At 45.2% G+C, this 11,723-nt stretch carries 11 protein-coding genes; 9 read left to right on the top strand and 2 right to left on the bottom strand.

Translation table 11 applies throughout. The features are described 5' to 3' along the window. The first annotated feature begins 26 nt into the window (after positions 1-26). From AC07W5_RS08485 to AC07W5_RS08445, 9 genes are all read left to right on the top strand, one after another. Entirely contained in the window at positions 27-1,223 is a 1,197-nt protein-coding gene (locus AC07W5_RS08485; protein ID WP_495023173.1) for an aminotransferase class I/II-fold pyridoxal phosphate-dependent enzyme, read from the top strand. Next, complete coding sequence (locus AC07W5_RS08480) at positions 1,220-2,173, top strand: 2-hydroxyacid dehydrogenase (protein ID WP_495023172.1); 954 nt, start codon at positions 1,220-1,222, stop codon at positions 2,171-2,173. The genes AC07W5_RS08485 and AC07W5_RS08480 overlap by 4 nt, the downstream gene beginning before the upstream one ends. 332 nt (positions 2,174-2,505) lie before the next feature. Then, the gene (gene speD / locus AC07W5_RS08475; protein ID WP_495010674.1) at positions 2,506-2,877 is read left to right on the top strand and encodes an adenosylmethionine decarboxylase; all 372 of its coding nucleotides are present in this window, start codon (positions 2,506-2,508) and stop codon (positions 2,875-2,877) included. A 69-nt stretch (positions 2,878-2,946) separates the two neighbouring features. Then, a complete protein-coding gene (locus AC07W5_RS08470; protein WP_495010673.1) occupies positions 2,947-3,813 on the top strand; it encodes a spermidine synthase in 867 nt (288 codons plus the stop codon). Between the two features lie 191 nt (positions 3,814-4,004). Next, positions 4,005-5,417, top strand: a complete 1,413-nt coding sequence (locus AC07W5_RS08465; protein ID WP_495010672.1) for a phenylacetate--CoA ligase family protein — start codon at positions 4,005-4,007, stop codon at positions 5,415-5,417. Between the two features lie 2 nt (positions 5,418-5,419). Then, positions 5,420-6,916, top strand: coding sequence for an ATP-binding cassette domain-containing protein (locus AC07W5_RS08460; RefSeq protein WP_495023171.1), 1,497 nt, complete (start codon positions 5,420-5,422; stop codon positions 6,914-6,916). 59 nt (positions 6,917-6,975) lie between these two features. Then, on the top strand, positions 6,976-7,986 hold the full coding sequence (locus tag AC07W5_RS08455; RefSeq protein WP_495023170.1) for an ABC transporter ATP-binding protein: 1,011 nt from the start codon (positions 6,976-6,978) through the stop codon (positions 7,984-7,986). Between the two features lie 69 nt (positions 7,987-8,055). Beyond that, a complete protein-coding gene (locus AC07W5_RS08450; protein WP_495010669.1) occupies positions 8,056-8,778 on the top strand; it encodes an ABC-2 family transporter protein in 723 nt (240 codons plus the stop codon). Then, the gene (locus tag AC07W5_RS08445) at positions 8,779-9,549 is read left to right on the top strand and encodes an ABC-2 family transporter protein (RefSeq protein ID WP_495010668.1); all 771 of its coding nucleotides are present in this window, start codon (positions 8,779-8,781) and stop codon (positions 9,547-9,549) included. It begins immediately after the preceding gene. A 372-nt stretch (positions 9,550-9,921) separates the two neighbouring features. On the opposite strand, the gene fabB is transcribed toward AC07W5_RS08445, so the two are convergent. Further along, on the bottom strand, positions 9,922-11,142 hold the full coding sequence (gene fabB, locus AC07W5_RS08440; protein ID WP_494993895.1) for a beta-ketoacyl-ACP synthase I: 1,221 nt from the start codon (positions 11,140-11,142) through the stop codon (positions 9,922-9,924). A gap of 11 nt (positions 11,143-11,153) precedes the next feature. Further along, complete coding sequence (gene fabA / locus AC07W5_RS08435; protein WP_494993894.1) at positions 11,154-11,669, bottom strand: 3-hydroxyacyl-[acyl-carrier-protein] dehydratase FabA; 516 nt, start codon at positions 11,667-11,669, stop codon at positions 11,154-11,156. Between the last annotated feature and the right edge of the window lie 54 nt (positions 11,670-11,723).

The following is an 11,723-nucleotide window of genomic DNA, read 5'->3' as shown; positions in this document are numbered from 1 at the left end:
GCCGCCGAGCGGAGCTATAATCTTAAATGAAAACTCTACCTGATCACAAGAATAATAATTTGACCGAGCTTGAAGTCTTTGGCTTGTCTGCCCAATACAATCTTGCGGATGGCCATAGTTATATTTCGGCGAAGACGCATTTTAATTCTGTATTGTTGGAGTTACCTGAATTGTGGGATTCCGCAGTCAAAATTCCCATCCCGGAAATGGAGAAGCTTTTCAAAAATAAATTTGCAGAATACTTTGCCCTGGACGGTTTGAGGAGACACGAGTATTTTTCGGTTTGTCCCACCGCGTCCAATAGCATAGATATCGTCGGTGCGTGGGCGCGGTCAATGAACTACAAGGTCGGGCTCGTTGAACCGACATTTGATAACCTTGCTCAGTTGTTGCGGCGTAGGGAAGTAGCGCTCGAGGCCATTCCTGAAGTTGTATTTACCGATCTGGTTTTACTGGAAGAGTTTGTCCAGGATAAGCAGCTCGACGCCTTGTTCATGGTTAATCCCAATAATCCAACGGGGTTTGTTATTGATGCTGTCGTGATGTCGAATATTATTGATATGTGCTATCGGCGCGATGTGGTCTTGATACTCGACACCTCTTTCCGGTTCTGCCACCAGACTAGCATAGACGAGTACGCAATTCTTAATGATAAAGGCTTGTCATTTGTCATTCTGGAAGATACGGGCAAGCAATGGCCGACGTTGGATACCAAGGCCAGCCTACTTTCATATAGTGCAGATTTGGCTCGTGATATCCGGAATATTTATGAGGAAGTGTACCTGTGTTGCTCAAATTTTTCATTGAGAGTGATCATCGCATTTATTGATGCGACCCTGAAAAATGGTGGGCTTTCTTACATGCATTCAATCGTCATTAAAAATATTGAGATCGCACAGTCAGAGCTCGCAAACTCCTTGGTCACAATTGAGACGGTGGCGCCAGACTCCACAATGACGGTCATGTGGCTCAACATCGAGAGAACGGGTCTTTCTGATCTCGAACTGACTGATTATCTTGCCAAGTATGATGTCGCTGTCTTGCCAGGTAGATACTTTTACTGGAACAGCCATCATGTCTCTGGGCATAACCGTATCAGGATTGCTCTCATGAAACCGGATGCGCAATTCGGTTTTTCGATTTCGCGTTTAAAACAAGCGTTAACAGATCTTGAGGCGTTCAAGGCTTCAAAAAAAGAGTGTTTAGCGGAGATTCTAGAATGAGAAAGGTTCTGGTTACAGGGGATTTTGATATTGGGGAAAACGAATTTCCAAGCGGCTTCGAACTCGTTCATATTCGATGTCCAGTTGATGAGCAGCAAATTCTAGACATCTTACCTGGCGTGCAAGACTATATTCTGGGTGGGCCGGAGTTTTTATCTGCTGGCCTGATTGACGCCGCCGCTCGGCTAGAGAACTTAATAGTGATGGGAACCGGTATCGCCAGCTTCGTGGACATAGAGCATGCGACAAAAAAAGGCATTCGATTAGCCAATACGCCAAACATGAATTGTCAGGCAGTGACAGAGTTTACGCTGGCCATGATCACTGGCTGTTTAGCAAAAGTATTTGAAAGTGTCGAGTGTGTCAAAGAGGGTACCCGCTGGATTCAAACACCTAGGCCTTCATTGTCGAACCTGAATATAGGTTTTGTTGGAATGGGCGCCATTGGTAGTGAAATGGCTCGCAATCTTCACATGCGAGGGTGTAGAAGCATGCATTACTGGTCTAGAAGCCGGAAAGTCGATCTGGAGGCGTCACTGGGTTTACGATACAGTTCTCTGAAGGATATTGTTAAAACGGCTGATGTGCTATGCATTCATGTGACTGGATGCCCTGAAACCAGGCACCTTATTAACGGGGCTGTGCTAAAGAACGCGTCGCCAACGCTATCGATTTTCAATATGTCCAGTTCGAAAATAATTTGTCCGGCGGCACTTAAAGACTATCTCCAGAGAAACAAAGCGGCGTTCTGTTTTATTGATGGCTATTACAATGAATGGGTAGATAATAAAGGGCAACATGATGATCCACATGGCCTACTTTCTCTACCCCCCCAGAGTTTGATTGTCACCTCGCACTTGGCGGCCCAAGAACAGAACGCCGTCAATAAAATATTTGCTCGGGCAGCGGCGTTGGTCCGTGAGTTTGCGCTTGAGGAGATAAAGCCATGAGTCGTGTACATAGGTGCGCTCATTTCTAAAAGACAAGGTGCGTGCACCTGCTCCCGATTATTAGTGATATCTGGGCTGCTTATCATAACGTTCACTTACGGTAACAACGCATCTCGTTTTTTTGCGGGCACTTGAGAGTCTACAATTAATCAGCATTATAACTAGCACGCTATCGTCGCTGCACTGAGTACATTCACCCCCGAGTTTAATCAGAGAGCAGGAATTCTTAGTATCAAAATATGGCTGAAATATTTTTTATCTTTTTTTGACTTTATTTATATACCTGCTGTCCGTAAATTTGCTTTCGCCATCAATCTTTCTAGAGGTTATAGATGAAAAAAGCTGACACTATCATTGGAAAACATTTACTCGGTGAGTTACACAACCTAGAACCCTCCCAACTGGATGATATAGAACGTCTAACCGAAATACTCAATACCGCTGTGAAAAAATCGGGAGCAACCGTTTGTGGGCAAATCAGAAAGAAGTTTATTCCTCAAGGCGTAACCGTTCTATTGCTCCTTGAAGAGTCCCACGCCTCATTTCACTCCTATCCTGAGCGCGGGTCTCTATTTCTCGACATCTTCACCTGCGGTGAGCAATGTGATCCTGATCGCGCGTTTCGATACATTTGTGAATTCCTGAATGCGAAAGAATTCAATATAAGAGTTATTCCAAGACACCTGAATGCGCAGTCGTCCTAAATAAGTTTCGTGGTTGAAATAAATTATCAAACACTATGGAGTCATCGCCAGATGAGGAGAGTATATAACATGAATAGCAATATCGAACCTATGTTACATATCGAGCCGATTTCAAAGGGAGTATCTCGTGTATGGGAAATTTATGAAACCATTTTCGAACAGAAAACAGCATACCAAACATTGAAAATTGTTAATACTGCCCATGGCGCTACTCTGTTCTGTGATAACGAGAGACAAAGCTCGGAGTTGAGCCAACTGGCTTACCACGAAGGGCAAGTAATGCCCGCATTACTCAGCATGGCGACATTGCCGAAAAAAGCGCTGGTCATAGGTTCCTCTGAAGGGGTTGCTATTGATATTCTGCAACAAGCCGGCGTCGAACAGATCATCCATGTTGATATCGATGAGGACTGCCTGAAAGCCTGCAGTAAGTATCTTCCTTACGGGTATACGCCGGAAGATGTCGAGCTTTATCTCGCGGGTACGGAATCGATCCGGATCATCATTGATGACGGATACCGCTTTATTCAGTCAGAAATCAATGCAGGCAACACCTACGATCTGGTGGTAATGGATATACCCGATGAAGGTATTAATACACAAGCGCTATATGAAGTTGAATTTTGGACACAAATAAGACATTTGTTAACGCCAACCGGGGCTTTTATTACGCAAGCAGGAAACTCATGTTTATGGCGATGTGAAACGCTTAAAAAATCCTGGAAGCGAATGAACGAGGTTTTTGAGCATGTTACCTATTTTGAGGTCGATGAACAAGATTGGGTGTGGTTGGTCGGGCACGCTAACACTCATAAATTGTCAGTAAGTGAAATGAAAGAAAATCTGGAGAGCAGTCGCTACCGGCCGGTCTTTATTGACTCTGAGTCCTTACAGCGATCAGTTATGTCTCCTCGAATTTTTCGTATGGAAAGTTGAGAAAAAATACCATGCCAGAAACATCGCGCTAGCTAAAAAAAATACGTTAACTCCAATGATGGCGCTGATCCTCCGATACATCTAAAAACAGAAGCGAGAGCTTTTTAAGTGTTTCGACAGTCGATTGGTTCAATATGGTCAACTGTCGCAAGCAATAGATCATCGCAATCTAAATACAGATAGGCTTTTCAATGAGTAATTTTGAAATCTTGGGAAAAATCTATAGTTCACAACTAGAAGACGGCAACATAGCACTGATAAAGCAACTGGCAGCACAAGCGTTAAGGCCTCGAACAGATAGTTATAAATTGCAAGGCAAAGCCTTGGAGTTTTGGTCAAAAAAATCGGAGTTGATGAGCGGGTTTTTATGCAAGTCAGAAATGGAAATAAAAAAATTCCAGTTGTTGAAAATAAAAAAACTAGTCGATAATGCGTACAGAAACGTTCCTTTTTACCGTGAGCTTTATGGGGCTGCAGGTTACGAAGTTGGAGGTATCTCAAGCTTCTCGGACTTTGAGCAACTCCCCATAATAAACAAAACCCTTCTCAACAGTTTTGACGCAAACCACAGAGTGAACGCTCCGGAGCGTCTTGAGCAAGCTCATACATCACGTACATCCGGTTCAAGCGGAAAGCCATTTACAGTTTACAGCGATGACGACGATATAATTCTGGACCATGTTCAGGTGATGCGTTTTTATAATTCATGCTTGAAAACCCCCTTGCAAAAAAACGACTGGATTTATGTACTTCATCACTCAGGGTTGGCGTTTTCGTCACTTCATGGAGATTATAGAACCTTTCAATTACCCGATTTACTCCCGGACACACCGCTGGGCGAACATCTGCTTTTTCTGCGCCCCAGACTGCTCATAATATTACCCAGTTATCTCCCACTAATACTTCAGCATAAGACAGAATTAAAACTGAGTGGCGTTGAGGCGATTTTAACCAACTCTGAATCCAGCACGCAGCTTGAACGGTCGTATTATTCGAAGGCTTTAGGCATTCCTATATTCGACGAATACAGCTCTGAAGAAATAGGGCTCATTGCAATACAATGCGCCCATGGTCATTACCATGTCATTGAAGATGGTGTGTACCTCGAGATTGTAAATGCCGATGAGCAAGATTTTGGTACTGTCATTTGTACGGATCTCAATAATGAGTTCATGCCGTTGATAAGATTTGATCATGGTGATATCGCCAGAAAAACCGTGCTTCAAGGAAGTTGCGAATGTGGCAGCGCCTGTACATCACTCGATGAGATTAACGGTAGACGAGATGATGCTTTCCGTACTCGCGAACATAAACTTGTCCCAAGTGCGTCTATTCTTGCTGCTGTCGACGATATCTTAATTACACCAGACAAGACATTAGAAAAGTTCCGTTTAATACAAAAAGACGCGGAAACAATTGAGTTGATCACGTACTATGTTGGTATGCCCTATAAAAGTATGGCGGAAATATTGCAACATTTAAGAGATCGGTTATCTCACTTGTTTGGTTACTCTATTACACTGTTGCATCAGGAGCTTGAAACAATGCCCGAGCAAAAATCGTATAAACGTAAAAGCCTCGTGCGAGAGTGGGAAGTAAATTAGTTATGTCACTGGTTAAGCTAGAAAACCTATCGTTGTCCTTTAATGGAAAATCGCTTTTTTCGAATCTTAATTTGTCCATCAATAGTGGCGATAGCTTAGGTATTGTTGGCGATAACGGATCAGGAAAAAGCTCATTGCTTCGCTGTATTGCAAAGCAGTTGGATGATCATGAAGGCAATATTACCCACTCAAGAGGTCTACGTTGTCAGTATGTAGAGCAGGGCTTTCCCGATCAATGGAATGAATCAACGGCCTTTGAAATTTTGGAGAACTGCTTATCTGACCCTGTTACTGATAAATGGAAAGCGGAATATATCTTTGAGTTGTTCAACTTTCCAATGCCCTTTCGGCCTCTGCTTGTCAGTCAGCTGAGCGGTGGCTGGAAAAAAGTGCTGATGATTGCCAGGGCGGTTCTTCTAGAGCCTGATTTACTGTTACTAGACGAACCCACAAATCATTTGGACCAGACTCATATCGCAAACATCATTCGTCTACTTAGAGACAGTCATGTCATACCTGCATTTGCGGTGATCAGTCACAATCGGGATTTTTTAGACTCGGTAACCCAAAGTACGTTGTTTCTCCATGATAGATGCTTTTCTCATTTTAGTGTCTCATTTACACAGGCTAGAAAGTTACTTCTAGAACAAAAACAGGCCGCTTCAAACTCCCGAATTGAAGCCATAAATGAAATTCACAGATTGAAAAAAAGCGCGCAGTTCCAACGTCAGTTAGGGGTGAATAACTATAGTGATAGGGCGTTGCAAAAGGCTAAGCAAATGGAGAGGCGAATTAAAAGTCTTGAGGCTGCGGTGCCAGAGAAGCACATGTCACTTAAAAAAGAAATCACCTTGGAAATTGAAGAATTCAACGCTAAAAAACTTATACACATCGACGGGTTGAAGTTGCATTCAGCTGAGGGTGCCTTATTGTTTACTATCAATTCATTGATAGTAAACAGAGGTGATCGATTGGTTATTTCTGGAGCGAATGGTTGTGGTAAAAGTACTTTGCTCAAAACAATTTTTTCCAACACAAACCTCAGTATCAAACTTGGCCCTTCTGTAAAAATAGGTGTTCTTGATCAAGAATTTTCTTCATTACCGCTGGAGGCTAAAATTTTAGAGTTTGTTACTGAGAATTTTGAGCTCGACCAACAGAAAGCTATTAATAGGCTCGCCTCTTCAGGCTTTTCTTACCAGGAGTCTCAAAAGAAAATTGGGCAGCTTAGCTACGGTGAGCGCGCACGCCTTGCCATGTTGACACTGCGCTTAAGTAATCCGAACTTTTTGATTTTAGATGAGCCGACCAATCATTTGGATATAAGCTCTCAAGAAATGCTGGAAAGCGAAATACAGCGTCTTAATCCAGCAGCGATAGTTGTTTCTCATGATATTAGATTTATTGAAAATATTGGAACTCGTTTTTATGAGATTGCAAACGGAATGTTTAAAGATGTCACCCCTCAGAGTAACAATATATCCACAACCACTTCTTGATGCGCAATGGTATCTGCAGTGTATGCCACCATACTTGACTAAGAAACTATAGGCCCCTTATGGACAGTTTGATTAGCGTAACGTCAGTCAACAAAAATTATTTTTTGGCCAGGGAGACAGTAGGTATTGGGGGGTGGTGCAAGCAATTAATAAAGCCAGAATATGAGACTTTCCAGGCACTTAACTCGATAGATTTTGCTGTTCAAAAAGGCGCCGCTGTCGGGTTTATTGGACCTAATGGGGCAGGTAAGTCTAGTTTAATTAAGATCTTGTGTGGAATACAAAAGCCTTCCTCAGGCTCCGTGAGGGTTCTTGGCTACGATCCAAGCCTTCGTGAGAAAGGCTTTCTCAATAAAATAGGTGTTGTGTTTGGTCATAAAACATCGCTGTGGTGGGATCTGCCAGTCATAAAAAGCTTCGACACGTATAGTAAAATTTACAATGTTAAAGATAGCGATTACCGTGAGCGTCTCGCGGAACTCACTGAGGCGTTGAATCTCAGCAAAGTCCTTCATAAACCGGTACGTAATCTTAGTTTAGGTGAGCGCGTGAAGTGCGAGCTTACATTGAATCTTTTACATTCCCCAAAACTAATTTTTTTGGATGAGCCCACAGTCGGGCTTGATGTTACATCCAAATACGAGATACGGAAGTACCTAAATTATAAAAGAAAGATAGACAACCTTTCCGTATTTCTTACAAGTCATGATTTGGGAGATATTGAGTCCTGCTGTGATGATGCCATTATCATCGATAAAGGCAAAATACGTTTTGATGGTTCGATGAGTGAATTAAGCGCAAATTTTAAAGCCAACGTAAAGTTAACTGTCAGTACTCAGGATGCAACCCAGAGCGAGGCCGGCCTTCTAGTGTTCAAAAAGGCCGTCAGAGAATTTCAAAACATAAGTATCCTCAACGATGGGTCAAATCAAACTACCTACCTTATCCCCAAGGTGTATTTAGGTTCAGTTTTCGATATGTTTCAGGGCGGTGTTTATGATCTAGAGGTCTCACCTCTGGACTTTGAGAGCAATGTCGTGAATCTTTTCAAAACATGGTCTGGTGAGTGACTCGTGAATAGTGCAGCTTATTTTAAACTTGTGCAAACGGGTCTGCTCTCGGTGTATAGAGATAGGTCAATGTTGATTACGGATCTTGTAATCGCCACAGGTGTACCTTTTTTCATACAATTTGCAATTTGGAGTTTTGTCTATGAGGGAGCGAACACTGATTCGCTGCCGCAATACAGCCTGGAAGAAACATACCTCTATTATGTTGCTGTGTTAGCGCTCAATCGCTTAAATAACTCCTACGATCTTATTCTTCGAGTGTCCGGCCATGTGCATGAAGGACAATTAGAAGGTATTTTTATAAAGCCTATCAGCTATTTTAAATACAATCTCTTTCTTTTTCTCGGTGAAAGTATTCTCTATTATATTCCCATAGTGATTATCGCTATATTTGTTATATTTTCGGGCTCGGGATGGTCTGGTCCCTTGGGGTTCATTGTATTGAGCTTGGTAAATTTGTTCTTTTGTTTTTTGCTGGGCTTTTTGATGTCGCTGTCTACATTTTGGTTGACTCGACCTGATATGACTCTCAGCTTTCAAGTTGTTCTGGCGAGCGTAATTGGTGGAACCCTTTTACCCATCGCATATTGGCCTGCCTACCTCCAGCCTTTAATGCAATATAATCCCTTTCGCCTGATAATCAGTGGGCCGGCAGAGTTTTTATTGCGTCCAAGTAGTGAGTTGGGTTTGGAGCTTTTATGCCTTTATATTGTTTGGTTTTCAATCATGCTAGTGGTCTGTAAGGTGACGTTTAAGTTTGCCAGCAACAAGTATTCGGGAGCGGGAGGTTAAATGCACATATTCAACCTGATTAAAAACTCGGCAAAAGAAGAACTGAGATACAAGACTAACTTGTTCGGCGGAGTTTTGGCGCTCCTCACGCTTTACAGCCTGCAGTTCGTCTTTTTCGAGGTCATAAGCTCATTTGTTGTCACTGAAGAAAAAAATGCCAATTGGCTGCTGATTTTTTTCATGTCATATGCGTTGGGGAGCTTACTTGTAAATTTTTTTAGCTCGGCAATTACAGGCTTCTTTCGGCAACTAACTCGAGGAAGAATTGATACTTTGCTGGTGCGGCCTATCAATTTGCTTGTATTAATACTGTTAAGGTGGTGTCAAGTCTATTACCTTTTGGTCATGCTTTTATTGTTTGTCATCTGTCTCATTTCAAACAGGATTGATTTTCATCCATTTTTTGTTAACGTGTTTAACACTGGGCTTTATTTATTTGCGCTGGTGATTGGGGTGGTTGCCAGTGTTACTTTTCTTTTGGCACTCAACTCCTTCTCTTTCATTACCCAGCGTGATTTGCCGGTGGACTATATTCACTCATCCCTTTTTACGTTTGCGTTACTTCCTGCGACTTTTTACTCAAAAACGTTGTTATATTTTTTTGTGGCAACCTTGCCAATGATTGTATTCGCTTCTGTCGCATTAGACGCGCTTTACAATGGAATAACCTTATTCGTTTCGGTGTTTTTTGCTGTAGTGACGGTCACGTTCTTTTTTGTCGTCAGAGTTGTTTATGGTTTTTTTAATCGTTTCGATAGCATTGGAGGATGAGACAATTCTTTAAGGTCTGAATTAGCCGGCGAAAGTTAATGCCTTCCCCGTTTTGGGTGCAACATTCGGCGGTCCGAGTGTAAATAAAATCTTGGCTTCGCTTAAATCACGCAGCCCTTTGAATTGCACTTTTTCAAAGCGCTTTTGCGCATCACAGACGTATTTTTCCTGTACTCAACAGCTTTTTTCGCTCTGTCCACAGATTCGTCCGCCACATTCTCCGTTCAGCGCACCAGGTTGTGCACCAAACCTTGGCAAGCACCTGACCGTCGCAGCCGGAATAAGTCAAGTCTGAAGTAACAGCTAAAACCCGCCCAATAAAAAACGCCCCGAACCAGTCGGGGCGTTTTTATGTGGCGAGACGGCGAGGGCTTACTTACCCTGCCAGCGCTTCAGTACCAAGGTGGCGTTGGTGCCACCGAAACCGAAGCTGTTGCTCATCACGGTATTGATGGTGGCGTCTTCGCGAGTCTTGGTCAGGATTGGCATGTCAGCCACTTCCGGATCCAGTTCGTCGATGTTGGCGGAGCCCGCCATGAAGTTGCCTTCCATCATCAGCATGCAGTAGATCGCTTCGTGAACGCCAGCGGCGCCCAGGGAGTGACCGGACAGGCTCTTGGTGGAGCTGATGGCTGGAGCCTTGTCGCCGAAGACTTCACGTACGCCTTTCATTTCCGCGACGTCGCCGACCGGAGTCGAAGTGCCGTGGGTATTCAGGTAGTCGATCGGTGCGTCGACGGTGGACATGGCCATCTGCATGCAGCGGATGGCGCCTTCGCCGCTTGGAGCGACCATGTCGTAGCCGTCGGAGGTCGCGCCGTAGCCGACGATTTCCGCGTAGATCTTCGCGCCGCGAGCCAGAGCATGTTCCAGCTCTTCAACCACGACCATGCCGCCACCGCCAGCGATGACGAAACCGTCACGCTTGGCATCGTAAGCACGGGAAGCTTTTTCCGGGGTGTCGTTGTACTGGCTGGACAGTGCGCCCATGGCGTCGAACAGGAACGATTGGCTCCAATGTTCTTCTTCACCGCCGCCGGCAAAAACGATGTCCTGCTTGCCCATCTGGATCTGTTCCATGGCAGTACCGATGCAGTGAGCACTGGTGGCACAGGCAGAAGCGATGGAGTAGTTCAGGCCCTTGATCTTGAAGGGTGTGGCCAGGCAAGCGGAAACCGTGCTGCTCATGGTCCGCGTAACGCGGTATGGGCCGACACGCTTGACGCCTTTCTCGCGCAGGATGTCCAGCGCTTCCATCTGGTTGAGGGTCGACGCGCCGCCGGAACCGGCGATCAGGCCGGTACGCGGGTTGGAGACTTGCTCCTCGGTCAGGCCGGAGTCGACGATGGCATCTTTCATGGCCAGGTAAGCGTAAGCCGCTGCGTGGCCGACGAAGCGATAGATCTTGCGATCGATCAGCTCTTCGAGGTTAAGGTCAATGGAGCCGGAAACCTGGCTACGCAGACCCATTTCGGCATATTCCGGATTGAAACGGATGCCAGGGCGACTTGCACGCAGGTTAGCGGAGACGGTCTCTTTGTCATTGCCCAGGCACGAAACGATGCCCAGACCAGTGATAACGACGCGGCGCATGCGGATAACCCTTAGAAGTTGTCAGTGGAAGTAAATACGCCGACCCGAAGGCCTTCGGCGGTGTAGATCTCGCGACCGTCGACGGTGACAGAACCATCGGCGATGGCCATGTTCAGCTTGCCGCGCATGACGCGTTTGATCTGAATGTTGTAAGTAACTTTCTTGGCAGTCGGCAAGACCTGGCCAAAGAATTTTACCTCTCCTGAACCCAATGCGCGACCACGGCCTGGCAGGTCCTGCCAGCCCAGGAAGAAACCGACCAGTTGCCACATGGCATCCAGGCCCAGGCAGCCAGGCATTACCGGGTCACCTTCGAAGTGGCAGGCGAAGAACCACAGGTCCGGATTGATATCCAGCTCGGCGACCAATTCACCTTTGCCGTACTTGCCACCCTCTGCGCTGATATGGGTGATGCGATCCACCATCAGCATGTTCGGGGCGGGCAGTTGCGCGTTACCTGGGCCGAATAGCTCACCGCGACTGCAGCGCAGCAGATCTTCCCGGGTAAAGGCGTTTTGTTTGGTCATGCGAGCTCCTCAATAGTCCCATGCGGCAGGGTGGGGCAAATCTTCCCGACCGAT

The sequence above is a fragment of the Pseudomonas sp. GW821-FHT01E05 genome (assembly GCF_059422425.1).
This window is presented reverse-complemented; position numbering and strand designations above follow the sequence as displayed.

Coding starts and splice junctions, on each gene's coding strand:
- AC07W5_RS08485 (WP_495023173.1), top strand. CDS start 27: ATGAAAACTCTACCTGATCACAAGAATAATAATTTGACCGAGCTTGAA.
- AC07W5_RS08480 (WP_495023172.1), top strand. CDS start 1,220: ATGAGAAAGGTTCTGGTTACAGGGGATTTTGATATTGGGGAAAACGAA.
- speD (WP_495010674.1), top strand. CDS start 2,506: ATGAAAAAAGCTGACACTATCATTGGAAAACATTTACTCGGTGAGTTA.
- AC07W5_RS08470 (WP_495010673.1), top strand. CDS start 2,947: ATGAATAGCAATATCGAACCTATGTTACATATCGAGCCGATTTCAAAG.
- AC07W5_RS08465 (WP_495010672.1), top strand. CDS start 4,005: ATGAGTAATTTTGAAATCTTGGGAAAAATCTATAGTTCACAACTAGAA.
- AC07W5_RS08460 (WP_495023171.1), top strand. CDS start 5,420: ATGTCACTGGTTAAGCTAGAAAACCTATCGTTGTCCTTTAATGGAAAA.
- AC07W5_RS08455 (WP_495023170.1), top strand. CDS start 6,976: ATGGACAGTTTGATTAGCGTAACGTCAGTCAACAAAAATTATTTTTTG.
- AC07W5_RS08450 (WP_495010669.1), top strand. CDS start 8,056: ATGTTGATTACGGATCTTGTAATCGCCACAGGTGTACCTTTTTTCATA.
- AC07W5_RS08445 (WP_495010668.1), top strand. CDS start 8,779: ATGCACATATTCAACCTGATTAAAAACTCGGCAAAAGAAGAACTGAGA.
- fabB (WP_494993895.1), bottom strand. CDS start 11,142: ATGCGCCGCGTCGTTATCACTGGTCTGGGCATCGTTTCGTGCCTGGGC.
- fabA (WP_494993894.1), bottom strand. CDS start 11,669: ATGACCAAACAAAACGCCTTTACCCGGGAAGATCTGCTGCGCTGCAGT.